Raw genomic sequence first — 24,432 nt, forward strand, 5'->3', positions numbered from 1 at the left:
AATGAACGCCCCGCTGCTTCGGTTTGCGCGTCAGCGATGGCTGCCTATATTGCTGCTGGGGGTAGCACTGGCCTTCCTGCTCGATCTCTGTTTCGGCGCCGTTGACATCCCACTCCCCGGCCTCCTACGGGCGCTGTGGCAGGCCCCTGCCCCCACCGACGACCCCGTCTGGAGCGTCATTATCCACCAGGTACGCCTGCCCAAGGCGCTCACTGCTCTCTGTGCAGGGGCTGCACTGGCTGTGGGGGGCCTGCTGATGCAGACGCTCTTCCGCAACCCCTTGGCCGGGCCCGATGTGCTCGGCATCTCTGCTGGTGCCAGTCTGGGCGTATCGGCGCTGCTGCTGGCTTCGGGCGGGCTGGGTATTGCCGCTGTGAAGGGCATGGGCATTGCCAGTGGGTCGTTGCTGGCTGGGGCCGCCGCTGCCGGGGCTGCACTGGTGCTGCTCATCGTACTGCTGCTGGCCTCACATGTGCGCGACGCCGTGGTGCTGCTGCTCGTCGGCATGATGATGGGTGCCACTACGCTGTCGGTGGTCAGCATCTGGCAGTATTACAGCGCCCCCGAGCAGTTGCAGGACTATCTACTCTGGACGTTCGGCTCGCTGGGCGGGGTGCCCCCTGCGCAGATAGCCCTGCTGGCGGCTATCACCCTGCTGGGACTGGGGCTGGCATGGGTATCGGCCAAACCGCTGGACGCCCTGCTGCTGGGCGAAGACTATGCCCGCAGTCTGGGCCACCATCTGCGCCGCAGTCGCTTTCTCATCATACTGGCTACCAGCCTGCTGGCGGGCGGCGTCACGGCCTTCTGTGGGCCCATTGCCTTCATCGGCATTGCGGTGCCGCACGTGGCACGGGGGTGGCTGGCCGCTTCCAGCCACCGCAAACTCATACCCGCAACGGCCCTGCTGGGCGCTCTGGCACTGCTGCTCTGCGACGTACTGACAGCCCTGCCCGGCCATGCCGCCGTGTTGCCCGTCAACATTGTTTCCTCCTTGCTGGGGGCACCCGTTGTCATATTCCTGCTGCTGCGCAGCCGTTCACTCCAACGCGCTTTCCACTGATGACCACTCCCCTGACACCCCGGCTGGCAGGCACAGACCTGAGTATCGGTTACGGTGGCCGCCACACCCGCACAGTGGCCAAGGGCCTCAGCTGCCGACTTTACGCCGGCCAACTGGTGTGCCTCCTGGGGCCCAATGGCGCAGGCAAATCTACCCTTCTGCGTACGCTGGCTGGCCTGCAACCGCCACTGGCAGGCGCTGTCTACACCAACGGTGCCGACCTCGCCAACCTGGGCCATGCCGAGCGCGCCCACCGGTTTGCGCTGGTGTTTGGCGCACAGAGTGGCCACAGTCTGCTGCGAACACACGAGCTGGTGGCACTGGGCCGCCAACCCTACACCAATTGGCAGGGCACGCTGTCGGCCACCGACCTTGCCCTGGTGCAACAGGCCATGACCGACTGCGGCATTGCCCATCTGGCCGACCGCCCGCTCCACGAGCTCTCCGACGGCGAGCGTCAACGTGCCCACATCGCCCGTGCACTGGCGCAGGATACCCCCGTCCTGCTGCTCGATGAGCCTACCGCCCACCTGGACCTCCCCGGCCGTGTCAGCATTCTGCATCTGCTGATGCGGCTGGCGCACCAGCACCACAAAGCCATTCTCGTCAGCACACACGAACTGGACCTGGCCCTACAGGCCGCCGACAGCCTGTGGCTGCTGCCCCCCGGCGGTCCACTGGTGGCAGGCCTGCCCGAAGACCTTCTGGCACAGGGCCATCTCAACGCCACGTTCCCCACCGAAGGGCTGCATCTGGACGCTGCCACAGGCCGCGCCGCACTATTGCCACAGGGCACACTGCCCCTCTGGCTGGCTAACGACTCGCCCGAAGCCTGCTGGGCCCTGCGTGCACTCTTCCGGCTCGGCTTCTTTCAGGCCAGCACACCTGAGGCACCCTGGCATCTGGACACCCGTACTTCAAACGGCACCACCCACTTCATACTGACACACCACGGCAGACCAGCCGCTGACGCTACCGACATGGCCATGCTGCTGCTGCAAACCGGCCAACATCTGAACCAGATCACAGAAAAGGCCCCGTTGCCGGAGCCTTTTGAAACACAGGTCACGCTGACGCGCTTCGTCAATTGACGCGCAGCACACGGCTCGGCAGCAGGCCCACACTGAAACGCAGTTTCTGGACACCGGTGCGGTCAAACACCAGCGTTTCGCCTGCACGCACATAATCCTTTGCGTCCGTCACATAAACTTCGCCAGTGACTGGATCAGCCGAGATGTTGTAGGGATTGCCTACGTTGTTCACGGTCATGTTGATCCAGTTGATGTTCGCAACTGCATCGGTTTGGGTGTTGACCAGCGAAACGCGGCTGTTGCTGAGCACAAAGGCCGAGTCGCCACGCAGGGCAAAGGAGGCGGAGTTCAGGCTCAGCGTCTGTTTGATACTGCCATCAGTAGCGTTAAGCACATGGATGGCAGAGGGTGTGAGCTCGCTCCAGTCTGTGGGGTCATAGGTTGCGCGGGCCGATACGTAGATGTCGCCGCCCTTGTCGGCCGCTATCAGGAAGAGGTTGTCGGCCACTGTCCAGTTGGCCGTAACGGTGTTGGTGGCAGCGTCAATCACCGAAACGCGGTTATCGTAGGTGCTGAGGGCGCCGCTGTTGGCTACATACAGCTTGGTGCCCAGTGACAGAATGCCTTCGGGATCGCGGCCCACGGGTATGGTGGCAACCGTTGCAAAAGTGGCTGTGTCTATCACCACCACGTTGTCGTCGTAGCAGGTCACGTACAGCTTTCCGCTGTTACCGGCCGCATACCGTGGCTGGCGGCCCGTGCCTCCATTCTTCACTTCAATCTGGCGCAGGTGCTTCAGGGTGCGGGCGTCCAACACCTCGATGGTGCTGGAGACGTTTACCACGACATAGATGCGGTCACCATACCGAATGAGGTCGTTGGCGGTGTCGCCCAGGCCCCGGTCGGTGACTGTGCGGAAGTAGTCCTGGAAGTTGATGCCGGGGGCATTCTCGGGGCGCACGTTGGTCTGCAACAACGAGAGCGAGGCGTTGTTGCGGCCAAAGAGCCCCTCGTTCAGCACCAGCAGACCCTTGGGAGAGACCGGAGGTGTGGGTTGTGGCTGGTCTTCAGGTGCGCTTTCGCAGGCAGTCAGCAACAGTGCGGCACACAGCAGCGCCAGTGCGGGTCGGGTAACGTTCATCATATTGTAAACAGTCAGTGGGTCAGGTTTTACAGGGAAAAAGACAGCGCCAGACGGTATGACCGGCCCGGCATGGGATAGCTCTGGATTAACTCGTATTGCTGGTCGGCAAGGTTGTTTACCTCGGCCTTCAGCAGCAGGGGGGGCCGGGCCGAACGGATGCGCCAGCTGGCCTGGGCATCCAGCAGAGTAAAGCCAGGCAGCACGTTGGCGGCAATGTTCTCCGGCAGGGAATAGCGGAATCCCGTGTATAGGAGGCCTGCCCCCACACTCACGGTGCCATAGGTAAGCGTCAGGCGGGAAGACGCCAGGTTGAAGGGCGTGTAGGGAATCTGGCCATTGGGTTCGGTGCCACTGCTGCCCGCAGTGCTCTGGTCGGTGGCATACTGCATGGTGAACTGTCCCTGCCACTGCGCGGAAAACCGGCCCCACTGGCGGGTTTCCAGTTCGGCCTGCACTTCCAGCCCGCGCGTCGCCACCTCGGCCACATTCACCATGGACCACACGAAGAGGTTGCGGGTGGGGATGGCCAGAATGCGGTCGTACACCCGGCCCAGATAGACATCTGTCGCCAGCCGTGTGCGTGCCAGCACGCCCCGGGTACGATGCTCCCAATCCAGCCCAAGGTTCAACTGCTGCACGCGCTCGGGCCGCAGGTTGCGGTTGCCTACACGGGTATAATACAGGTCGTTGAGGGTGGGCAGGCGCAGGGTCTGCTGCCCCGCAAGCCGCAGGCGTGGGCCCGCATCGCCAAGCGGAGCCCAGCCGATAGCCAACTGTGGGTTGCCATAGGCAACGGCTGGCCGGTCCACCGTCCCTACCGGACTGTCGTTTACACGTGTCAGCAGCCACGAGGCATCCACCGCCCAACGGCCCTTCGCGTCGGGCTGCCACTTTACTGCCAGCGCCTGATAGAGCGTAACGCGGGTAGGCATTCCCGCCAGAATCGTCGTTGCCAGATGGTTCCAAGCAACATCGGTGGCTGCGGAAAAGGCCAGCCTGCCAGTTGCCAGCCACGACACCGCCGCCGAGGCATAGCCCTCCTGCTGCTGATAGGTGTCGTCGAGACCACCAAGCTTGCCGGGGTCGTTAGGGTCGCGGTAATGGGTAAACTGCGAGCCATAGCGTACCTGCACTGCCAGTTGCCAGCTGCCCCCCAGGCGTTGCTCCCACCCCACCTGCACAAAGGCATCACGGTTGCCCAGCCGCTGTGCCGCCGCCGGATTGTACAACACCGTAGCACCGGGTAGGCCACGGTCGCTGTCGAAATACCACAGCTTGGCCCGTATATGGCCATTCTGCAGGGCGCGGGCAAGGTCCAGCTCGGCGCGGAGGGTGCGCAGGTCGGCGTTCTGGCGCGTCAGCGTCTCCGAGGCGCTGCCGTTTTTCAGCAGAAAGTCGTAGCGGCCATGGCCCTGCTGCACCTCCGCATTAAGTGCGGCAGCCCACTTACGGCCCATCCGCCAGTCGGTCCCTACGGCCCCGGTGTACAGGCCAAAACTGCCGCCTGTCACGCTTCCCCGCAGCCGATACGGCACCGTCATGGACAGAAGTGTTGCTCCCCGCGAGGTCAGATGCAGGGTGCTGGCCGCAGCATAGGCACGGGCTGGCTGTGCCAGCAGGGTGGTAGCGCCCAGCTCCAGCCGCACGCTGCGCAGGTTGTCCAGCGACAGCCGCCCGAGGTCGGTCTGTCCGGTTTGCGCATCCACCAGCTGGAAGCCGTCCAGAAATACTGCCGTGTGGTTGGCGCCCAGGCTGCGGACACTCAGCGTGCGCAAGCCTCCAATTCCGCCATAGTCTTTCAGCATGACGCCGGGCAGCTCGCGCACTGCATCGGCCACCGAGGCGGCGTTGCGGCGGGCCAGCGCGGCACTGTCCAGCACATGGGCCGGCAGCAGGCGTCGGTTGGGGTTTGGCAGACGTTCGCCTGTTACCTCTACGGCGTCCAGTACAAGTGTGTCAGGGGCGGTTTGCGCCAGCATCCCCAGCGGGGTGACAAACAGAAGCAGCAGGAGCAGGTGGCGCATGGGACGGTACAGATTCAGTATGGAAACCGAATCGGCCCGGTATGCCCACGCACAGAATGGGAAACCCAATGTGGCAACAGCCAGGCCCTGTAGGCCCCTGTGCCCAAAAGGAAACACCGTCCTGCCTTTTCTCCGAAGGCGCCGGAACGACTCGTGCACAGGCAGGTCTTCTGGCTCGCCTCGTGGCTGTGGGGCGCCTTCCCATCCTGGCCGGACAGTGGCTTCTGTGCCCAACAGCTGGCCTGCGCAACCGCAGACCGGAGACTTACAGCAGCGGGAACTGCTCCGGTTTTGCACCGGATTCCCTTTTCACGCACCCCCAAACGGCCATTCGGCGGTGCGACCTGAGCGGGGCAAAGGTAGGCACTGTACCCGCGCTTTCTCCAAACCAAAGTTTTCAACAGAACCCAATGCCCCGTCCGCCCTGTCTTCCAGCCGACAAATGCGCAGCGCCCTGCCACTCACCTTTGCTCTATGCGCAACTGGCTCACGCTCACATATTCACTCCTTCTGCTGCTGGCAGTGCCACTTTCTCTGCGGGCACAGGAAAGCCGCTTCGATGTGCAGACCACCGACTGGGCCAATACCCAACCCGTAAAACTGGCCGGCGACTGGGAGTTTTACCCCAATCAGCTGCTCACGCCCATCGAGATGGCGGTAAAAGCGCCCAGGGGCGTGCGGGTGGCCGTACCAAATAGCTGGGATGCCTACACCGTAGACGCCAAATCATTCGGCACGCATGGCCATGGCACCTACCGCACGCAGGTGCTGCTGGGCCGCAACCACAGCGGGCTGGCATTGCAGGTGCCCTTCATCTGGACGTCGTACCGTGTATACGTCAATGGTCAGTTGGCAGCTGTGAGTGGCACCCCCGGCACCTCGGCCGCCGAAACCGAGTCGAAGATGCTGCGCCAGCTGGTGCGCATTCCCGACAGCACCGACCGGCTTGACATCGTAATCCAGGTGGCCGACTACAGCCTCTTTGGTGGCATGCTCGAAACGCCCACCGTAGGGCGCGAACCCCAGTTGCGTCTGGCGTACGAGTTTGGCAACAGCCGCGACCTAGCCATCATCGGCGGCCTGCTCGTTATGGCCATCTATCATTTTCTGGTGTATCTCTTTCGGCGGAGAGAACGCGCCATGCTGTGGTTCGGCCTCATCTGCCTCACGGTGATGTTACGCTACATGGTCTTCGCCGACCATTACATCTACTTCTGGCTCAACGAATACAGCGGCTTCTTCACCTTCGCCTGGCAGGTAAAAGGCTACTACCTGCTCACGCTGGCTTTGGTAGTTGAGGGCGCCTTCTATCTGCGGGCACTCTTCCCGCGCGACATGCCACGCCGTGCAGCACAGGGCATGGCCCTGGTAACGGGTCTGTACACGCTGGTGGCCCTGTTACTACCCATTGCCACCTTCACTGAAACACTGATTGGCCTTCAGCCTGTCCTGATTGTGGTAGTAATCGGCCTGCTGTACGTACTGTTGCGGGCAGCCTGGTTTCGTCGTCCCTATGCACGTGCCCTTTCCGTAGGCCTGCTGGGCATGGTGGCTGCGGGCCTGCATGACGTACTCCAGCTCGCAGGCTATGGCCTGGTAGAATACGAACTGTTCACCTATGGCTTCCTCTTCTTTCTGGCAGTGCAGGCCATCGTGCTGTCGCGGCGCTATGGCTTTGCCCTCACAGAGGCCGAAGACCTCAGCGCCAACCTTGAACTGAAGGTGGCCCAGCGCACCGAAGAACTGAACCACGCCAATCAGGAGATCAGCCAGAAGAACCGCGACATCACCGACAGCATCGAATACGCCCGCCGCATCCAGCTGTCCATCCTGCCCAAAACCGATACCTTCTACCGCGCCTTCCCGCAGGCCTTCGTCCTGTACCTTCCCAAGGACATCGTCTCCGGCGACTTCTACTGGCTGCACGAGCAGCAGAACAGCTTTTACGTCTGTGCGGCCGACTGCACGGGCCACGGCGTGCCAGGTGCCTTCATGTCCATGCTGGGCAGCAACCTGCTCAACCGACTGGTGTCAGAAAACGACCGCCCCTGCCCCTCCATACTGCTCAACAGCCTGGACCAACTGGTGCAGGAAGCCCTGAAACAGAACCAGACCCGCCGCGAGCGCGAAGACCTCGCCGCCGAGGGTAGCCAGGACGGCATGGACCTCAACCTATGCCGCTTCGACCGCGACCAGCAGCAACTGGTGTATGCTGGCGCCAACCGCCCGCTGCTGCGCCTGCGCAACGGCGAAATGGAGGAGTTTGCCCCCACCAAGCAGCCCATCGGTGGCGGCGCCTCACTGTATGGCGACCGCACGGCCTTTGCACGCACCGTCATCGACACACAGCCCGGCGACACCTTCTACCTCTTCACCGACGGCATCACCGACCAGTTTGGCGGCGACAACAACCGCAAGTTTACCAGCAAGCGCTTCCGCACGCTGTTGCAGGAAACAGCCCTGCTGGACCTGCCCGCCCAGAAGCAGCACCTGCACAATGCCCTGAAAGCCTGGCAGGGCGACCGCCCCCAGACCGACGACATCCTCGTGATCGGCATCCGCATCTCCTGACTTTCCTCTACACCATGACTGCTACCTCCACTCTCCTTCCCGCCGCCGAGCGCCGACTGGCCCTGGTGCTGGCTGTACTGATGCTGGCCTTCAGCCTGCCCAAACTGCTGGCCCTGCCAGTATCGCTTGCGCTCTTCAACAAAATCAATGCTTTCATGGGCTGGCAGGGCCGCTGGTTCATGTACCTCACAGGGGTGCTGGAGCTCTTGTGTGGCAGCCTGCTACTGGCCGTGCTGGCTGTGAAAGACCGTCACTGGCAGCACACCCCCTATCGCCTGTACCTGCTGGGCCTGCTGGCCGTAGCGGGCACCATGATGGGCGCTCTCTTCACCGAGCTGGCCATTCGCCCCGGCGAAGACCCCGTACTCACCCTGCTTGCCCTGCTGCTGCTGGTGCTGTCGGCTGCTCTTCTGCTGCGCAACCGCCCCCATTGGCCCCTTCTTTCCCGCTGATTCCCATGCTGATACAGGCTACCCAGAACACCGTCTTCAACCAGCTGCAATACCTGCTGGAACACCTGCCGCCTGCGCTCTACAGTCAGCAGGTAAGTGAGATGGGCAACGCAAGCATCGGCCAGCACGTGCGCCACACGCTTGAGTTCTACACCTGCCTGCTGGAGGGCGTAGCCACTGGCACCGTCTGTTACGACCGCCGCCGCCGCAACCCTGCGCTGGAAACAGCTCCCCCCGCTGCGCTGGCATGCCTGGCGTGGGTGGAGACAGAAATAGCCCGTGTGGAATGTAACCTGCCGCTGGTGCTGGAAGCGCCCCTGGGCCGGCAGGGCACCATCGTGCACCAGACCCGCACGCACTTCGACCGCGAACTGCTTTATCTTTCCGAGCATTCGACCCACCACCTTGCCCTCATCCGCTTTGCACTCGCATTTACTGCGCCCGAATTCACCCTCCCTGCCGACTTGGGCATTGCCGAATCCACCCTTCGCTACAGGGCAGCCAATAACTTAACAGTCAGCGGCCTTCCACCTCAATCTACCAAGATGTAACTTCCGGCAAAGCCTATGTCCATGCCCGCCATTCCCCAATCGGTACCGGAGTCGAAGTACTGGTACTTCAAGAACTTCTTCTTCTTCGACATGATCGACGATGCCGACTACAAGGCGCTGGACGTGCGGAGCGAGATGGTGCAATGCCACAAGGACGAGTTTGTGTACCTGCCCGGCGAAATGCAGGACTCGGTTTTCTTCCTCAAAAAAGGCTTCATCAAGCTCGGCAGCTATGCCCCCGATGGCCGCGAAGTCATTCTGAATGTGCTTCAACCCGGCGACATCTTCGGCAGCATTGGTGGTGTCAGCACGCCCACGCAGGAGTTTGCACAGGCCATCAGCGAGGTGGCAGTATGTGCCATCAATACCGACCGCTTTCAGGAAATGCTCAGCACCCGCCCCGATCTCTCGGTACAGGTCATCAAAACTGTGGGCGAGCGGATGAACAAGCTGGAGCGCAAGCTTATCTCCCTCGCATTCAAGGATGCCCGCACCCGCATCCTCGACTTCCTCCGCGACTTCGCCAACGACTACGGCCGTATCCGGGGCGAGGAAATCCATATCGACAACTTCCTCACCCACCAGGATGTAGCCAACCTCACGGCAACCTCGCGCCAGCTGGTGTCCACCGTCTTCTCCGAACTGAGGGAGGCCGGCCAGATGGAATACGACCGCAAGCACATTCGCCTGTTGGTAGCACCAGACCAGCTCAGGTAGCAGCCAGATATCGCACCAGCTCGGCAGCCAGCCACAGCCATAAGGCCGCCAGCAACCAGAACGCTATCCGCAGCACCCTGTCCACTACATGTTGCAGTGCCTGCTGTTGCAGCCGCTGCCCCAGTCGGATGACTCCCCAGTGCAGCAGAAAGCTGCCTAAAGGTGCGCCTGCCATCAGGGCCACCTGCTCGGCCGAAGCTGTCAGCATCCCAGCCGTCTGGCCCATCACCACCACACCAGCCCAGAACAGCGGCAGTTGAACATTGGCCAGCCCAAGCGCCAGCCCGGTGAACAGGCCGCCCCACACCTGGCGGCCTGCCGACACAGGCAATGGCCCGTCCAGCAGCACTTTCGGCTGTCTCCAGAACACCACGCAGACCATTCCCACCGCCACCAGCGCACCCATTCGGGCCCAGAGGCCATGGGCTGACACCAACGGCAGCCAGCTGGCTCCCAGCAGAGCTACACCACTGTACAAAGCCTCGGGCAGACTGAACCCCACCGCTTGACCCCATGCGGCCTGTGTACGCCCGGCAATCGTGCTTCGCAGCACCATCAGGTTCATGGGGCCGGGCTGAAGCGAGCCCATGAAGCTGATGGCCACTGCCACCACAAACACCAATAGCGCACTCATGGCCGTGGCGAATGGGCTTTGCGGTAGCCTCGATACAGCTGCCAGAACTGCCCCCACGACAAAGCAGGGGCGCCGCGGCGCAGGTTGGCTACGGAGATGTGCATCACCTGCCGCCAGTGGATGAAAAGGTCGCGCCAGGCTTTCCAGAGTGGCATATCGGGGTCGTAGATATGGGCGGGCTCACTTGCCACGCCGTTCAGTTCCAACACCACAAAGTCGCCACGCAGCAGGGCTTCCTCGCTGGCTGCGCGGATGTCCAGCCGACCCACGTAAAAGCCAGCGATGCGGCCGCAGAGTGGGGCAAAGACGTTATCCAACGCTGGCCCCAGCAGATGCTGCCCACTGCGAAACAGCGTACCACGGCTGTGGTTGCCAATGCTCACCAACTCCAGACGCTCGCCGGGGGCCAGTACCCGATCCCACTGAGCCGCATACTCCTGCCGCAGCCGCTCCTGCTGAAACCGCGCGCGGTCGGTCTGCGCTACCCACTGTCCCAATGTAGTGCTGCCATCGCCTACAGCCGTCAGCAGTTCTTTCCTCACCACCGAGGTTACGCGCCCTATCGTGGCGTCAGGGTGGCGCATGTACAGCACCCCCAGTTCCAGCGGCAGGTCTACATATGTCTGAAGCAGCGTGGGCTCTCTACTGCGTTGCAGATAGTGGCCCAATTGCTGGGGGGTGGCCAGCTTCTCCACCAGGCGTCCGCGTTCGCCTACCTCGGGTTTGGCAATGAGCGGAAAGGCCATGCCAGCAGCCTGCACCTCTGCCAACACCTTCTCCAGTGCCTCATCTCCTGCCAGAAAAAGGGTCTGCGGCAGATATTCAGCGGGAAGCATTTGGTGCAGTTCGCGCTTACTTTCGCCAGCCAGCCCCCCAGCAGGTATGCCAGGATTGGCTGCCGTAAAAAACAGCAGGTTGCGGGCCCGCAGCGCCAGCAGGGCAATCCAGGCAAAAACAGGCAGATAGAACACGTAGAAGTTCCAGTACTCCCAGTGCAGCAGCCGCACCAGCCATAGAGGCCGCTGCCAGCGTCGCGAAGTGGCCACGGGCGTCACTGTCAGTTCCATGCTGCAAGATGGCCCTGCCCAGCTGCCCCAACTGTCACCCAGCCGACAGGCCAGCGCCAACCGCCGGTTTGGGGCATTCTGCCTACCTTTGCGCCCGAATCCTCAAAACGCTACTATCCCTATGCACCCTCGCAAGCTGTTGGCCGCCAATTGGAAGATGCACCTCACACTGGTAGAGGCCCAAAGCCTGGTCAGTGAAATTGTGGCTGCCCTGGGCACCGACCCTGGCCTGCGGGTGCCGCTGGTGCTGGCCGTTCCGGCACCCTATCTCCAGGCCTGCCACCATCTGGCCAAGCGTGAGGGCAACCGCATTTCCATCGCTGCGCAGAACATGCATCAGGAAGAGCGTGGAGCCTTCACCGGCGAAACCTCAGCAGAGATGATTGTGTCCTGTGGCGCCACCCACGTGGTGCTGGGCCACAGCGAGCGCCGCCAGTATTTCCACGAGGACGACGCTCTGCTGGCACACAAGACAGACCGTGCCCTGGCAGCCAACCTGCGCCCCATTTTCTGCATTGGCGAAACCCTGGCCGAGCGCGAGGCCAATCAGACCCTCGACGTAGTGAGCCGCCAGCTTTCAGCCGGGCTCTTCCATCTCAGCGCCGAACAGTTCGGCCGCGTGGTGTTGGCCTATGAACCCGTGTGGGCCATTGGTACTGGCCGCACTGCCACCCCGGAACAGGCACAGGAAGTACATGCCGCCATCCGCCAGCAGATCACCGCCAAGTATGGGGCGGCCGTCGCCGAAAACACCACCATCCTCTACGGTGGCAGTGTAAATGCTGGCAATGCAGCCGTACTTTTCGCACAAACCGACATTGACGGCGGCCTTGTAGGTGGCGCCAGCCTCAAGAGTGGCTCCTTCCTCGACATTGCCCGCGCCTTCAAATCCTGACTTGCCTATTGGCTCAGTGCCGCTTCACCCCTATTTTGAGGGATGAAAAAGCTGCTGCGCCGCCTGTTGCAAATTCTCCTTGGCTTGCTGGTGCCGGTGGTACTGTACCTGCTGCTGTGGCCTACCGACGTTGACCCCGTAGCCTGGGAGCCGCCCACCCCGCCCGCGCTGGAGAACAAGTATAACCCCGACCCCCACCTCGCACAGGCCGTGGTCTTCGGTGGCGACACCGCCGCCGTAAAGCTGCTGGGGCCTGAAGACGTTGTGCGCGACAGTGCCGGCTGGTTCTACACCGGCTGCGTTACAGGCGACATCTATCGCTTCAAGGTTGGTGGGCAGGATATGCAGCTGTGGGCGCACATCAATGGCCGACCGCTGGGCATGGCATTCGACAGCACCGGACACATGATTGTTGCTGCTGGCGATGGTGGCCTGCTGCGTCTCTCACCAGATGGCAAGACCGCAACAGTACTCACCACTGGCCTGCCCGACAGCCGTGCCATGGTAGTAAACGATGTAGCACTGGCCGACAGCGGCCTCATTTACTTCACAGATGCCAGCCGTAAGTTTGGCCTCGGTCGCCTGGTAGCTGACGTCCTGGAACACCGCCCCAATGGTCGTGTCATGGTGTATAACCCCAGCACCCGTGAAACCAGCCTCCTGCTCGACAGTCTATACTATGCCAACGGCCTGGTGCTGTCGCCCGACGAAGATTTCCTGCTCGTGAATGAGACCTGGATGTACCGTGTGCGCCGCATCTGGCTCAAAGGCCCCAAAGCTGGCACCACCGATACCTTTGCCGACAACCTGCCCGGCTTCCCAGACAACATTGATTTCAACGGAAAAGGCAGCTACTGGGTGTCGCTGGTATCGCCGCGCAGCAAGCTGGTAGATGGCCTGGCACAGTATCCCTTCATCCGCCAAGTGCTTTCGCGCCTACCCGATGTGCCCCGCCCTGTCCCCAACGGTATGGCGCTACGCCTCAACAGCGAAGGCGATGTGACAGGCTTCTTCATGGACAACACCCTTAAAGTGCCCAGCATAGCCAGCATCAACGAAATCGACGGATTTTTATGGTTGGGGTCGCCATACCGCACGGGGGTGGGGCGTGTACCTGCACCGTAAGCAACCGGTGCTGGGAGGCCTCAGCTGAGGTGACTGTCGAACCGCAGCCCAATCACCAGCACGTCGTCCAGTTGGTTTGCGGTGCCTCGCCACTGGTCGAAGAACTGCTCCAGCAGGCGCGCCTGGTCGTGCATGGAAAGCGTGCTGGCCTCGCGCAACAGCTCTTTCAGACGGGTCGGCATCAGTTTACGGGGCGGGGCATCGCTGCTGAACTGATCTACATAGCCATCGGTGAAAATGTAGGCGCTGTCGCCAGGCTGCACGTCTATGGTAATGGTCTCGAAGGGTGCAGGTGCCTTGTTCTGGCTGCCTCCTACCGGATGGCGCTGGCCTTTGTGCTCCATTACGGTGCCTTTACGGTAGAGATACAGCGGGCGGTTGGCACCAGCAAACTGCAGCTGCATGGCGTCGGCATCGTAGCTCAGCAGCGCTACATCCATGCCGTCAAAGGTTTCGCTTTCAGCATCAAACTGTCCCAGCATCTCCTTCACCTGCCGGTTCAGTTCGTTGAGAATGGCCCCAGGGTCGGTCTGTCCGCGTTCGTTCACAATCTGGTTCAGTAGAGTGTTGCCCAGTACGCTCATGAAGGCACCGGGAATGCCGTGGCCCGTGCAGTCCACTGCCGCAATGAGGCTGCGGTTGTTGCGCGAGCTGAACCAGAAGAAATCTCCCGACACCACATCCTTGGGCCGGAAAAACACAAACGACTGAGGGAAGGCTTTCTCTATCTGATTGCGGCGGGGTAGAATGGCTTCCAGAATGCGCCGGGCATAGCCAATACTGTCGCGGATTTTGCCGTAGGTCAGCTCCAGCTCCTGCTTCTGTTGCTGGATTTTCTTCATGTAGCGCGCCTTGCTGAAGGCGCCGGCCGCATGCTCTTTCAGGCGTTGCAGCTTACGGGGGTCCAGCCCCTCGAAGGCCCGCATATTGTAGGTGTTGTCAAACACCATGATGCCCACCAGCGCCCCTTTGATATGCACCAGCACCACCAGACTGGCCGCCACATTGGGCATGATGTTCTTGAAGCGCTCGATGGTGGGGCCGGCGTAGGGGCGCTCTTCTGAAAAGAGATAGCAGCCATCGTACACCTCTCGGTCGGGCACCATGTAGCGCTGGGTTGCCTCGCGGTATGAAAGGTGAATGTCCTTCACCTGCTCGGGGAGGTAGCCACGCTGCGCCAGACACCGGAAGCGCTGGGTGTCGGTGTCATACACCATGAACACCCCCGCCTGCACCTGGCCCAGCAGCACCATGCCCTGATCCAGCAGCATACCCATAATGGCCTCCATCTCCACTTCCTGGTTGATGGCGTGCAGAATCTTCACCAGGCTTTCCAGCTCGGTGCTCTGCTTCTCCATCTGCTCGTTTTGCAGCTGAATCTGCGCGGTCTGGCCCTGAATGGCCAGGTTCTTCATCATCAGCTCCTGTTGCGCCCGCCGCGACTCTTCCAGCAACCGGGCATTCTGTATCGCACTCACAATGGTGCTGACATACTTGCCTATGGTGTCGAACGCAGTTGCCGAAATGCGCAGATCCTGTGTCTGATTGGCAAAAGCGATGACGCCAACAGGCTCGTCGTTCAGCCGCAAGGGATAGAACAGCGCCGAGCGGAAGGGGGAAATCTCGAATATCTCCCGGTCGAAGGGCGACATCGGCTTGTCCTTAGACAGCTCGGTCAGCAGATACGGCTTGTTTTTCAGTATCGTCTTGACAGTGACGCTCTCTGCTTCAACCAGCGAGACCGTCATGCGCTCATAGCGGCTCAACTGCTCGTTGCTGAGACGGTTGCCCTGAACGGCCAGCACCTTCAGCGTGTTGCCGTCTGTGTCCAGCATAATCACGGCCATGAGGTCTATGCGCAGCACAGCCGCCATAGCCTTGCGGATCGCCTTGATGATTTCGTCCAGGTCCAGTGTCTGGTTCACCGCCTGCAATACCCGGTTGAGGTTGGTGGCCAGTAGTTCGCGGCGACGGGTCTGCTCGTAACGCTGTGCATTGGCCAGCAGGGGCGCCACAAAACGGGCCAGCGTCTGAAACTGGTGTATCTGCTCAGAGTTGAACGGGGCCGTGAAAGAATAGTGCTCCACATTTACAAACCCGATCACCTCCTGCGCCACCACCAGCGGCAGCACAAGTATTTCGGTAGGCACCTGGCCCCCATGGTGCGCCAGTATCTGTGGCCGCAGCATTACCTGCAGGCTGGCCCCGGCATACACCCTGGGTTCCTGTAAACGCAGCGCCTCCCAGCCCATCATTTCGCCGTTCTCATCGGGCAGATGGAACTCGTTCAGGTCGCGTACGTGCAGGCCGTGTACGGCACGCAGCGAATAGCGGTCCATGTCGGTATCCAGCAGGAAGACCGAGCCTACGCCATCCGGACGAATTGCCGAAATCGATTCTACAAGAAACGCGTGAGCAGCGCTTTGCACTTCTGTGTGCGCCGATACCTGCTGCACCAGATACAGCACCATAGGCAGAAGATCCCCCTCCAGCGGTGGCGCACTCGACCAGTCTATAGGATCACGCGGCGGAGCATCCCGGTCGGTCCGGAAGCCGCGATCACCATTCAGCAGGTCCCCATTGATGGGTTCATCCTTTCGTTTCGGATCCACCATAGGTGGGATTGTTTGTCTAACCGCAGGGAAGCGTTTTCTTTCCTTAACAAGTTACGCCACGGTCATTATTTCATCATCAATTCAGGCCATTTTGTGGGAAACAAAACTGGCCTTTGTATTTACCCGTCTAGGCGTCCCTGCCTTGTTAGGCAAGCACCTTTCACCGTTATTTGTGGGGCACACCCGTCTTCCATCATGATCTCTACTCAGTCACGGCGCGCCGCCGGTCTTATTCTGCTCTCGTACCCGCTCGTGGTGTTTGGGGGCGTCTCGCTGCTATCATTGCTTCAGGACCCCGCTTCCGGCTACCAGACCCACCCCCTCATGCAGGACCTCTACCGCGCTGGTCATGCTCATGCCGCTGTCCTGCTGGTGTTGTCGCTCATTTTGCTCCGCTGGGTAGACGACGCCCTGCTCAACGACCGCGCCAAGCAGATTGTCCGCTGGTGCGCCCCTTCAGCCGCCATACTGATGCCACTGGGCTTTTTTGGCGCGGCTATCCCTGCCGATACAGCCACCCCTGGCCCCATGATCTACCTCGTGTATCTGGGGGCAGCCATCCTCGTCACCGGCTTCATTCTGCTGGGGGTAGGTCTTATCAGAAAGTAATTTTTCCCTCTGCCATTCAGGCAGTTAGAACTTCAAACTGGCCATTTTTCACTGGGGTGAAATCCACCGTTTGGACCCGTCTCGTACATGGGTAAACCAAACAGTAATTCTTTCACTCCCTATGAAAAACCTGATCAAAGTGCTGGCAGTGGCCGGCTTCGCATTCAGCGCCCAGGCCGTGCTGGCACAGGGCGCCATGATGAGCAACAACACCGTGATGGTGGGCGGCGAAGCCATGTCTCCCAGCCGCGACATCGTAGACAATGCCGTAAAATCGAAAGATCACACCACGCTGGTAGCAGCCGTACAGGCCGCTGGTCTGGTACAGACCCTGAAGTCCGCAGGCCCTTTCACGGTGTTTGCTCCCACCAACGATGCCTTTGAAAACCTGCCCGCAGGTACCGTCGAAACGCTCCTGAAGCCCGAAAACAAGGCTACGCTCACCAAGGTACTCACCTATCATGTGGTGGCTGGTCGCTTCACCTTCGACGATGTAGCCAAACTCATCAAGGCAGGCAATGGCAAGGCGGAAATCAAAACCGTCAGTGGTGGCACCCTCACAGCCATGATGAACGGTGCGCACAATATCCAGCTCCGCGACGAAAACGGTAACGTGGCCAATATCACCACTTACGACGTACTCCAGAGCAACGGCGTCATCCACGTGATCGACCGCGTGGTGCTGCCCAAATAAGACCTCAGCGTCTCCGATTTTGGTTCATTGGTTGGTACTGTTGTCAAGGGGCCGGGCGTTCGAACACCCGGCCCTCTTTGTTTCTGCAACTTCCTTTTTCTTTCACCTGTATCCCCTGATACCTGCCTGCCCTGTATCTTTCGGAAATTCACCCACCCTCACTGGCCCCATCGTTACGTGTCTACAGACCGCACGACCCTCCCCGAAGCCGCCCTGGTGGCCTGGCTGCAGCGGAAAGACCCTGCTGCCTTCACGTACCTGTACGACAACTACAGCACTGCCCTCTGGGGTGTAGCCCAGCGCGTCCTTAACGATGAGGAAGCTGCTCAGGACGCTCTACAGGAAGCCTTCGTGAAAATCTGGCAGTATATCGACCGCTATGACCCTGCCAAGGCACGCCTCTTTACCTGGCTCCTCAACATCACCCGCAACGCGGCCATTGATAAACACAGGAGTCTGAATACCAAGTCGCAACCCAAAATCCGAAGCCTCGACGATTCCGTACGTACAGTAGACCGTACTCACAACATCAGCACCCCCGTGGAGCACATTGGCATTCAAAGCCTACTGAAAAAACTGCCCGAAGAGCAGCGTACCCTTCTGGACCTTGTCTATTACCAAGGTTACACCCAGGCCGAGGCCGCTGAAGAACTCAATATCCCGCTCGGCACTGTAAAAAGCCGTATCCGCATTGCCATGAAGTCTCTCCGCGAACTGATCTGACCCTTCTCTCGCCGTGAATACACAACAACTCATTTCTTCTGGCGATCTGGAGCAGTATGTGCTGGGATTGTGCACGCCCGAAGAAGCCGCGCGTATCGAGCAGGCCGCCGCCGCCGATCCCCTCATCCGGGCCGAACTGGAAGCCCTGCACGAAGCCTATGCTGGCTTTGCCCGTGCCGAAGCCCTGTCGCCACCCCCTGCCCTTCGCAGCCGGGTATTGGCACAGATAGAACAACTGGCAGCCAACGAACCCAAAGCATCTGCCAAGGGTGCTGCTGGTGCGCCCATCCTGCGCATGCAGCCCTACTGGATGGTCGCGGCTGCTGTGCTGCTGCTTGTCAGCCTCACCGCCAACTACCTCTTCTATTCCCGCTGGCAGCGCGCCGACGAACAGCTGGCCGTGCTCCAGACCGAGCGCACACAGATGGCCGAGCGCCTCAATGTCTTCCAGACACGCTTCGCCCTCATGCCCGACGAGCTCAAGGCCATGTCGGACCCCCATCATGTGCACTTCGCCCTCAAAGACCAGCAGGGCAACGAGTTTGCCATGATCTACTGGAACACCCAGACCAAGGAAGTCTTCTTCGGCTCGCACAACCTGCCCGCACCGCCCCCCGGCAAACAGTATCAGCTGTGGTCCATCGTGAACGGCAAACCCATTGACGCAGGTGTCATTTCCGCGCACGATGGCATGCTGCGCCTGAAAGTGGTGGAAAAGGCCGACGTATTCGCCATTACGCTGGAGCGTGAAGGTGGCGTACAGATACCCGAAGGCAAGCCCCTGGTACTTGCTACTGTGCAGAGCTGAGCCCCTGCACCTCAGCTTACCAGCGCACGCAGGCCGTCGGCTACTTCCAGCAGCTTGCTGATGGCCTTGTGGCCATTAGGTCCCAGTTCGCGGGTGTAGCGGTTCACGTACAGGTCTATGTGGGCCTTCATCACGGGCTCTTCCATCTCCTGTGCGTAGTCGCGTACGAAGGGCATCACGTCCTGCGGATGTGCCCAGGCATAGTCCAGGCTGCGCTGCAACACGCGCGTTACCTTCTCCGCCACCTCGTTGCCCAATGTTTTGCGCACCACAATCCCTCCCAGCGGAATGGGCTGGCCCGTGGTCTGTTCCCAGTATTCCCCCAGGTCCTGCACCAGTTGCAGGCCGTGCTGCGGATACGTGAACCGACTTTCGTGGATGATGACACCGCAGTCTACTTCGCCCCGTTCTACTGCGGGCATGATCTCGTGGAAAAGCATGACCCGCCGCTGGCTGTGCGGCACCTCTGGCGCAAAAAACTCCAGCAGCAGGTGCGCCGTGGTGTCTACGCCCGGTATGGCAATGGTCTTGCCTTTCAGCTCGCTACGCGCAATGGGTGTGCGGCTCACAAGCAGCGGGCCGCAGTTCTGGCCCAGCGCGCTGCCAGCTTCCAGCAGTTGATAGTCGTTCTGCACCAGCGCATAGGTGAAGTACGATAGCTTGCACACGTCCACGGCACCGGCACGTGCCAGGCGGTTCAGCTCCAGTATGTCGGCAAACTGGGGATCAAACGTCAGCCCCTCGGTATCCACTTTGCCCTGTAGAAGTGGCGCGAACGCAAATGTGTCGTTCGGACAGGGACTGATAGCCAGCGAAAGCGTCATGCCTGCTTAACGCAGGTTCAGGCTGTCGAGGTATAGTGCCACGGTATCCTGTGCGGCATTTACGGCATCGGTCAGCTGCCAGGCGGCGCGGTTGCGCGGCTCCACCCGGTTCGAGACGGCACGCACCGCCCCAAAGGGCAGCCCGGCCATCAGCGCACACTGGAAAAACGCCGCGCCCTCCATGCTCTGCACCTGCACATGCGGGTGCAGCAGTTCTTCGTGCCGTATGCTGTTGGCATTGCCCAGCACCTTGTTGGCAGTGCCGCCCAGCACCTGGGGCACTGGCAGCATTAACGGCAGGGGGTTCCGCAGCGTCTGATAGTGGGGATTATCGTTCAGCACAAACAGCGGAAAGCCCAGTTTTTCCAGCGGCAGCCAGTGTTCGTGGTCCTCAGCACCCAGTTCGGTGTAGGTCTCCTGCACTATCTGCACCACACTGCTCAGCGGCAATGCCTCGTCAAACGCCCCGCAGATGCCAACATTGAGCATCAGGTCATAGCGGCGGTCCAGCAGATGGCGGCCCAGTGCCCAGGCGGTGTTCACCATGCCAATCCCGGTTGGCAGGATGTCCAGTTCCAGATGGGCAAACCGCCCCGCATGTCGCCATTCCCGCAACCGCTGGCTCTCCAGCTCCGTCGCACTTGCTACCAATACACGCATGCCTAAAGGTACTCCTTATCTTCGTGGCAGTTCACCTGCCCATGCACATCGCCGTTCTTTCCGACCCCTCCAACTTCCACTGCGAGAAATGGGCGGGCGCCCTGGCGGCTGCGGGTGCGCAAGTCACCATCTTCACGCTCGACCCCAAACCTGCCGAGATTCCCGGCGTGGAGATCGTCCGGTTCAAAGCCCCCTTTCAGGCGGGTGGCCGCATCCGCTACCCTTCCTACTGGCTCACACGCAAAAAGTTGCGACAAGAGCTCTTTGCCCGCAAAGTAGACATCTTGCACCCCCTGCATCTTACGCCCTTTGGCACCTGGGCGCTCTGGGCCGATGTCCAGCCCTATATCCCCATCCTATCTGCCGCGATGGGCGCCGACGTACTGGAGTATCCGCGCCACAAAGCCCAGCAGCCCGAGGGCCTGCGCACCTGGCGCGAGAGCGAAGTGCAACGCTCGCCCCTCCAGCGCCTCAAGGCACACCTGCTCAACCGCTTCTTCCGGGCCCGCGTCCAGGCCGTCATCAACCGCTCCGACCTCCTCACCGGCGACAACATGCCGCTGGTAGATGCCATGCGCGATTGGTTTGGCGCACCTATTGAGCGCACGCGTCTGCTCCGCTGGGGGCTGGAACCCGAGCTCCTCGACGCCCACACCAGCCCCGAGGCACAGGCCGCTACCCGCGCCGCCTATGGCATTCCGCCCAATGCCCGGGTAGTATTCAGTCCCCGCGGCGCCAACGCCCTCTATCAGGCCGACATCATCCTCGATGCCATTGCCCGCACCCTCGCCCATCCTGCCACTCCTGCCGACACGTTCTTTCTGGTGCTGGGTGCTGGCTACCCGGCAGCGCCCTCTGTAGCCGCACTGGCACAGCAGCTTACCGCCGCACATCCCTCGCAGTTCCGCTTCATCCCCCATCAGATTCCCCGCATGGAAGTCTATCGCCTCTGGGGTATCACCGACGTGTTCATTACTGCGCCAGTATACGATGGCTATTCTGCCGCACTGGCCGAAGGGCGCTATGCCGGGGCCATTCCGCTGGCCAATGCCATCCCAGGCAATCTGGAAGTTATCACCGATGGCGAGAACGGTCTCATCGTTCACCCCTTCGACGCCCCCACGCTGGCCCAGCGGCTCTCCTACACACTCGCCCACCTCACAGAACTGAAAGCCCTCTTCGCCCCGCGCAACCGCCAGTGGATCATTGAGCACAGCCTGCTGGCCAGCAATGCCCGTCTGCTGGTACAATGGGCGCAGGAACTCCTCACCAACCAGTCAGACAATTAACCCCTGCGTACGCGCTCTTAGTTTTGAGCCGGTCCCACGGCTCATGCAAACTCAAGGAATTCTCAGAGCGTTCTGCTCAGCGCGGGATGTCTGCTGAAACCATAAGTAGATTTCTCCAGAAGCACGCAGGGGCAAACTTCGCGATGACGCCTCACAAGAATCTCCCCCCACTCTCACGTCATTTCGAGCGCAGCGAGAAATCTACTTTTGGGCGGTGTACCGCCCAGTCAGACGGAGCACGCGAGGCCTTCTCCGAAGGCCAAAGGTAGATTTCTCAGGAAGCCCCAGCGGGCACCCTTCGAAATGACGTGTTTCCTTTTTGAGGTAACCTTCTTTCAAACACCCGTCATTCACTCCTCACCAACTGGCCAGTCAAATAACCCCTGCGTTACGAGCCCTGCCTGCGGATGTCTGTTTCTTAACGCTGCCTTAGCACTCGCACTGCCCTGTACTAACACGCTGCCAGCACCTTTGTACATGTCACTACGGTAGGTGACGGGAACCTGTAGACCTGGCAGTGCAGTTGGTCAGTCTCTTCAAGAACGCTTCGTTTCATCCGTAGGTATCCATTTCCAAATGCCAACTGCATACGCGCCCTGCCTCACCGTAGGGCGCTGCCATTTCTACCCGGCAGCCACTACCTTTGCCGTATGCTCAAACGCCTGGAGCACGCCAACAAACGGCTGCTGCTGAAACTGCTGCTGGCCTCGCGGCCCAAACCCGCCGTTCCCGATGGGCCGCTGCCGCCCAATCCCCGCATCCTCTTCATCCGGCTCAACAACATCGGCGATGCCCTTGTCACTACACCGCTCATTCATGCGGTGAAGCAGCAGCTGAATGCTGAGGTGCATGTGCTGGCCGTGCCACATAACCAGGTGGTGTTCCGGGACCATCCCGATGTAGACCACCTCCACCTTTTCCGAAAAGGGCTGGGCGGCTTCCGCGACTACCTGACGCTATGCCGCACCCATGCATTCGACGCCGTAGTAGACCTTCACGATGACATTTCCACTACCGTCACCTGGCTGATGGCGCTGGCCAACGCACCCCGCCGCATTGGTCTGGCACGCGACGGCAGCGAGGCCGTGCTTACCCATTCCGTACCCCGCCCCGATCCCGGTGAGACGCACGTTATACAGCGCCATCTGGCTTTGGCCCCGCTGTTGGGCGTACAGGTGAAGCCCGAAGACGTTAATGTCTTCTATCCGCTTAAACCAGCGTCAACAGCCATTGCCAAGGCATTTACCGCACAGCACTTCCAACACGGTCAGCCCCTGCTGCTGGTCAACCTCTCGGCCGGCTCCGATGCCCGCTGGTGGGGGGTAGAACGCTGGCAGGATGCCATCCGATACATGCGGCAGCACCCCAACCTAGCAGGCTGGGGCCTCATTATCGTCTGTGCCCCCGCCGACCTGCCCCGTGCGCAGGCCATCGTCGCCACCGAAGACCTGGCCCACACCCCCGTATACTGCCAGAAGAACTACAACGCCTTCGCAGCCATTCTGTCGGAGGCTCGGCTGCTCATCACCCCCGACACCGCCATCGTGCACCTGGCTTCGGCCATCAGCCTGCGGCTCTTCGGCCTGTATGTCTCCATACGCAGCCCCAAGCACATCTGGTACCCGTGGCAGACTGCCTACGAGGCCTTCCTCACTTACGACGACACCCTAGAGACCATTGACTTTGCGCAGGTGAAACCCAGCCTCGAGCACTTCCTGACACATTTCGCTCAGCCCCATACCTGAGTTTCTCGGCACTGGGCCACCTTTCGTGCCCTTCGTGGCTTAACATATAGTATATTGCGCAGCTAAAATCCGCAGAGCGATTGCAACCGACCGAAACCAAACTGACGATTACAGAGATCGCTGCGTTTGTCGGCGGCATGGTCGAGGGCGACGCCGACCGTGTGATTACCCGCCTTGCCAGTCTGGAAGACGGTAAGCCGGGCGCGCTCTGCTTTCTGGCCGACCCCCGTTACGTACACTATATCTACGACACCGAGTGTGCTGCCGTATTGGTCGACAGTCGGTTTGTGCCTGAGAAACCCGTAGCTGCTACGCTCATCCGGGTGGCTAAGCCCCAGTTTGCCTTCAACCAGATCTGCACGTCGTACTTTGTGCCCAATCACCATCGTGAGCCCGGTATAGAGCCGCAAGCCTTCGTAGCAACCGGGGTGAAAATGGGCAAAGACGTTTCGATTGGCGCTTTCTGCTACATTTCCGAGGGCGTAGTGTTGGGCGACAATGTGACCCTCTACCCCGGAGTATACCTGGGTAAAGGCGTTACCATCGGTGACAACACCACCCTGTACCCACACACCTGTGTATACTATGGCTGTCAGATTGGCGCCAACTGTATCATACATAGCGGCAGTGTCATCGGTGGCGATGGCTTTGGCTTCCTCCGTGACGGCGACCGCAACGTGAAAGTGCCCCAAATAGGCATTGTCGTTGTGGAAGACGATGTGGAGATTGGCTCCAACTGCGCCATCGACCGTGCCACCATCGGCATCACACTCATCCGCAAAGGCGTCAAGATCGACAACCTCGTTCACCTGGCCCATAACACCGACATCGGCGAAACCAGCATCATAGCAGGACAGGCAGGTGTGGCCGGCAGCAGCCGCCTTGGTAAGGGCTGTTTACTCGGCGGTCAGGTAGGGGTATCACCTCACGTACAATTGGCCGACTACACGCAGGTAAGCGCACAGTCGGGCATCTCCAAATCCATCAAGAACCCTGGCAAGAAACTCCGTGGCTCTCCCGCCCGTGAGATGAGCAGCCAGTTGAAATTCGAGGCACAGCAGGGCCGCATTCCTGAGCTGCTCAAGCGTATCGAGCAGCTGGAGAAAGCCCTGGAGAAGTTCCTCGACCAGGAAGACTCGTAATCCAGCCATCCTTCACCCTTAGCGCGGGCGACATCCCCCAACGCCCCTT

22 protein-coding genes and 1 riboswitch are annotated in these 24,432 nt (G+C 60.7%); of the genes, 15 read left to right on the forward strand and 7 right to left on the reverse strand.

Annotation, left to right across the window (positions count from 1 at the left end):
• The first annotated feature begins 1 nt into the window (after position 1).
• Both AC2D8O_RS11800 and AC2D8O_RS11805 read left to right on the forward strand, forming a co-directional pair.
• Positions 2 to 1,063, forward strand: a complete 1,062-nt coding sequence (locus AC2D8O_RS11800; RefSeq protein WP_484679027.1) for an iron chelate uptake ABC transporter family permease subunit — start codon at positions 2 to 4, stop codon at positions 1,061 to 1,063.
• Complete coding sequence (locus AC2D8O_RS11805; RefSeq protein ID WP_484679028.1) at positions 1,063 to 2,154, forward strand: ABC transporter ATP-binding protein; 1,092 nt, start codon at positions 1,063 to 1,065, stop codon at positions 2,152 to 2,154. Before AC2D8O_RS11800 ends, AC2D8O_RS11805 begins: the two co-directional genes overlap by 1 nt.
• Here AC2D8O_RS11805 and AC2D8O_RS11810 read toward each other — a convergent pair.
• Together AC2D8O_RS11810 and AC2D8O_RS11815 are read right to left on the reverse strand one after the other, a co-directional pair.
• A complete protein-coding gene (locus AC2D8O_RS11810; protein WP_484679029.1) occupies positions 2,147 to 3,238 on the reverse strand; it encodes a YncE family protein in 1,092 nt (363 codons plus the stop codon). The genes AC2D8O_RS11805 and AC2D8O_RS11810 overlap by 8 nt on opposite strands.
• A 26-nt stretch (positions 3,239 to 3,264) precedes the next feature.
• The gene (locus tag AC2D8O_RS11815; RefSeq protein WP_484679030.1) at positions 3,265 to 5,262 is read right to left on the reverse strand and encodes a TonB-dependent receptor plug domain-containing protein; all 1,998 of its coding nucleotides are present in this window, start codon (positions 5,260 to 5,262) and stop codon (positions 3,265 to 3,267) included.
• A gap of 143 nt (positions 5,263 to 5,405) precedes the next feature.
• A riboswitch (cobalamin riboswitch) is annotated at positions 5,406 to 5,625 on the reverse strand.
• A 111-nt stretch (positions 5,626 to 5,736) separates the two neighbouring features.
• Between AC2D8O_RS11815 and AC2D8O_RS11820 the strand changes: the two genes are divergently transcribed.
• Genes AC2D8O_RS11820 through AC2D8O_RS11835 form a run of 4 tightly spaced genes read left to right on the forward strand, consistent with a single transcriptional unit; the run spans position 5,737 to position 9,553 of the window.
• Entirely contained in the window at positions 5,737 to 7,833 is a 2,097-nt protein-coding gene (locus tag AC2D8O_RS11820; protein ID WP_484679031.1) for a PP2C family protein-serine/threonine phosphatase, read from the forward strand.
• A gap of 14 nt (positions 7,834 to 7,847) precedes the next feature.
• A complete protein-coding gene (locus tag AC2D8O_RS11825) occupies positions 7,848 to 8,285 on the forward strand; it encodes a hypothetical protein (protein WP_484679032.1) in 438 nt (145 codons plus the stop codon).
• Positions 8,264 to 8,836: a hypothetical protein gene (locus tag AC2D8O_RS11830; RefSeq protein ID WP_484679033.1), complete on the forward strand. Its 573-nt coding sequence runs from the start codon at positions 8,264 to 8,266 to the stop codon at positions 8,834 to 8,836. The genes AC2D8O_RS11825 and AC2D8O_RS11830 overlap by 22 nt, the downstream gene beginning before the upstream one ends.
• Positions 8,837 to 8,857: 21 nt before the next feature.
• Positions 8,858 to 9,553 (forward strand): Crp/Fnr family transcriptional regulator, encoded by a 696-nt coding sequence (locus AC2D8O_RS11835; protein WP_484679034.1) that lies wholly within the window; start codon positions 8,858 to 8,860, stop codon positions 9,551 to 9,553.
• Here the strand turns inward: AC2D8O_RS11835 and AC2D8O_RS11840 are convergent.
• A complete protein-coding gene (locus AC2D8O_RS11840; protein ID WP_484679035.1) occupies positions 9,546 to 10,187 on the reverse strand; it encodes a LysE family transporter in 642 nt (213 codons plus the stop codon). The genes AC2D8O_RS11835 and AC2D8O_RS11840 overlap by 8 nt on opposite strands.
• Entirely contained in the window at positions 10,184 to 11,254 is a 1,071-nt protein-coding gene (locus tag AC2D8O_RS11845) for a hypothetical protein (protein WP_484679036.1), read from the reverse strand. Before AC2D8O_RS11845 ends, AC2D8O_RS11840 begins: the two co-directional genes overlap by 4 nt.
• 121 nt (positions 11,255 to 11,375) lie before the next feature.
• Between AC2D8O_RS11845 and tpiA the strand changes: the two genes are divergently transcribed.
• The gene (tpiA, locus tag AC2D8O_RS11850) at positions 11,376 to 12,149 is read left to right on the forward strand and encodes a triose-phosphate isomerase (RefSeq protein ID WP_484679037.1); all 774 of its coding nucleotides are present in this window, start codon (positions 11,376 to 11,378) and stop codon (positions 12,147 to 12,149) included.
• Positions 12,150 to 12,191: 42 nt separating this feature from the next.
• Positions 12,192 to 13,274, forward strand: a complete 1,083-nt coding sequence (locus AC2D8O_RS11855) for an SMP-30/gluconolactonase/LRE family protein (RefSeq protein ID WP_484679038.1) — start codon at positions 12,192 to 12,194, stop codon at positions 13,272 to 13,274.
• Positions 13,275 to 13,294: 20 nt separating this feature from the next.
• Here AC2D8O_RS11855 and AC2D8O_RS11860 read toward each other — a convergent pair whose 3' ends face one another.
• Positions 13,295 to 15,889, reverse strand: coding sequence for a SpoIIE family protein phosphatase (locus AC2D8O_RS11860; protein WP_484679039.1), 2,595 nt, complete (start codon positions 15,887 to 15,889; stop codon positions 13,295 to 13,297).
• A gap of 195 nt (positions 15,890 to 16,084) precedes the next feature.
• Between AC2D8O_RS11860 and AC2D8O_RS11865 the strand changes: the two genes are divergently transcribed.
• The 4 genes from AC2D8O_RS11865 (at position 16,085) to AC2D8O_RS11880 (ending at position 18,723) form a co-directional block, all read left to right on the forward strand.
• Positions 16,085 to 16,498 carry a hypothetical protein gene (locus AC2D8O_RS11865; protein WP_484679040.1) on the forward strand — a complete coding sequence of 138 codons (414 nt, stop codon included), beginning with the start codon at positions 16,085 to 16,087 and terminating at the stop codon, positions 16,496 to 16,498.
• Positions 16,499 to 16,619: 121 nt separating this feature from the next.
• Positions 16,620 to 17,192 carry a fasciclin domain-containing protein gene (locus AC2D8O_RS11870; protein ID WP_484679041.1) on the forward strand — a complete coding sequence of 191 codons (573 nt, stop codon included), beginning with the start codon at positions 16,620 to 16,622 and terminating at the stop codon, positions 17,190 to 17,192.
• A gap of 177 nt (positions 17,193 to 17,369) precedes the next feature.
• Positions 17,370 to 17,915 carry an RNA polymerase sigma factor gene (locus AC2D8O_RS11875; RefSeq protein ID WP_484679042.1) on the forward strand — a complete coding sequence of 182 codons (546 nt, stop codon included), beginning with the start codon at positions 17,370 to 17,372 and terminating at the stop codon, positions 17,913 to 17,915.
• A 13-nt stretch (positions 17,916 to 17,928) separates the two neighbouring features.
• Positions 17,929 to 18,723 (forward strand): anti-sigma factor, encoded by a 795-nt coding sequence (locus AC2D8O_RS11880; RefSeq protein WP_484679043.1) that lies wholly within the window; start codon positions 17,929 to 17,931, stop codon positions 18,721 to 18,723.
• A gap of 11 nt (positions 18,724 to 18,734) precedes the next feature.
• Here AC2D8O_RS11880 and AC2D8O_RS11885 read toward each other — a convergent pair whose 3' ends face one another.
• Together AC2D8O_RS11885 and mqnB are read right to left on the reverse strand one after the other, a co-directional pair.
• Positions 18,735 to 19,547, reverse strand: coding sequence for a 1,4-dihydroxy-6-naphtoate synthase (locus AC2D8O_RS11885; RefSeq protein WP_484679044.1), 813 nt, complete (start codon positions 19,545 to 19,547; stop codon positions 18,735 to 18,737).
• Positions 19,548 to 19,553: 6 nt separating this feature from the next.
• Positions 19,554 to 20,207, reverse strand: a complete 654-nt coding sequence (gene mqnB / locus AC2D8O_RS11890) for a futalosine hydrolase (RefSeq protein WP_484679045.1) — start codon at positions 20,205 to 20,207, stop codon at positions 19,554 to 19,556.
• Between the two features lie 23 nt (positions 20,208 to 20,230).
• On the opposite strand from mqnB, the gene AC2D8O_RS11895 reads away from it, so the two are divergent.
• The 3 genes from AC2D8O_RS11895 to lpxD all read left to right on the forward strand — a co-directional run bounded on the left by AC2D8O_RS11895 (position 20,231) and on the right by lpxD (position 24,383).
• On the forward strand, positions 20,231 to 21,496 hold the full coding sequence (locus AC2D8O_RS11895) for a glycosyltransferase (RefSeq protein ID WP_484679046.1): 1,266 nt from the start codon (positions 20,231 to 20,233) through the stop codon (positions 21,494 to 21,496).
• Between the two features lie 650 nt (positions 21,497 to 22,146).
• Complete coding sequence (locus AC2D8O_RS11900) at positions 22,147 to 23,241, forward strand: glycosyltransferase family 9 protein (RefSeq protein WP_484679047.1); 1,095 nt, start codon at positions 22,147 to 22,149, stop codon at positions 23,239 to 23,241.
• 80 nt (positions 23,242 to 23,321) lie between these two features.
• Positions 23,322 to 24,383 (forward strand): UDP-3-O-(3-hydroxymyristoyl)glucosamine N-acyltransferase, encoded by a 1,062-nt coding sequence (gene lpxD / locus AC2D8O_RS11905; protein WP_484679048.1) that lies wholly within the window; start codon positions 23,322 to 23,324, stop codon positions 24,381 to 24,383.
• The last annotated feature ends 49 nt before the right edge of the window (positions 24,384 to 24,432 follow it).

Source organism: Pontibacter sp. T17 (assembly GCF_057219875.1).

Bases quoted from the DNA above. Each gene is read 5' to 3' on its own strand.
- AC2D8O_RS11800 (WP_484679027.1), top strand. From the start codon at position 2: ATGAACGCCCCGCTGCTTCGGTTTGCGCGTCAGCGATGGCTGCCTATA.
- AC2D8O_RS11805 (WP_484679028.1), top strand. From the start codon at position 1,063: ATGACCACTCCCCTGACACCCCGGCTGGCAGGCACAGACCTGAGTATC.
- AC2D8O_RS11810 (WP_484679029.1), bottom strand. From the start codon at position 3,238: ATGATGAACGTTACCCGACCCGCACTGGCGCTGCTGTGTGCCGCACTG.
- AC2D8O_RS11815 (WP_484679030.1), bottom strand. From the start codon at position 5,262: ATGCGCCACCTGCTCCTGCTGCTTCTGTTTGTCACCCCGCTGGGGATG.
- AC2D8O_RS11820 (WP_484679031.1), top strand. From the start codon at position 5,737: ATGCGCAACTGGCTCACGCTCACATATTCACTCCTTCTGCTGCTGGCA.
- AC2D8O_RS11825 (WP_484679032.1), top strand. From the start codon at position 7,848: ATGACTGCTACCTCCACTCTCCTTCCCGCCGCCGAGCGCCGACTGGCC.
- AC2D8O_RS11835 (WP_484679034.1), top strand. From the start codon at position 8,858: ATGCCCGCCATTCCCCAATCGGTACCGGAGTCGAAGTACTGGTACTTC.
- AC2D8O_RS11840 (WP_484679035.1), bottom strand. From the start codon at position 10,187: ATGAGTGCGCTATTGGTGTTTGTGGTGGCAGTGGCCATCAGCTTCATG.
- AC2D8O_RS11845 (WP_484679036.1), bottom strand. From the start codon at position 11,254: ATGGAACTGACAGTGACGCCCGTGGCCACTTCGCGACGCTGGCAGCGG.
- tpiA (WP_484679037.1), top strand. From the start codon at position 11,376: ATGCACCCTCGCAAGCTGTTGGCCGCCAATTGGAAGATGCACCTCACA.
- AC2D8O_RS11855 (WP_484679038.1), top strand. From the start codon at position 12,192: ATGAAAAAGCTGCTGCGCCGCCTGTTGCAAATTCTCCTTGGCTTGCTG.
- AC2D8O_RS11860 (WP_484679039.1), bottom strand. From the start codon at position 15,889: ATGGTGGATCCGAAACGAAAGGATGAACCCATCAATGGGGACCTGCTG.
- AC2D8O_RS11865 (WP_484679040.1), top strand. From the start codon at position 16,085: ATGATCTCTACTCAGTCACGGCGCGCCGCCGGTCTTATTCTGCTCTCG.
- AC2D8O_RS11870 (WP_484679041.1), top strand. From the start codon at position 16,620: ATGAAAAACCTGATCAAAGTGCTGGCAGTGGCCGGCTTCGCATTCAGC.
- AC2D8O_RS11885 (WP_484679044.1), bottom strand. From the start codon at position 19,547: ATGACGCTTTCGCTGGCTATCAGTCCCTGTCCGAACGACACATTTGCG.
- mqnB (WP_484679045.1), bottom strand. From the start codon at position 20,207: ATGCGTGTATTGGTAGCAAGTGCGACGGAGCTGGAGAGCCAGCGGTTG.
- AC2D8O_RS11900 (WP_484679047.1), top strand. From the start codon at position 22,147: ATGCTCAAACGCCTGGAGCACGCCAACAAACGGCTGCTGCTGAAACTG.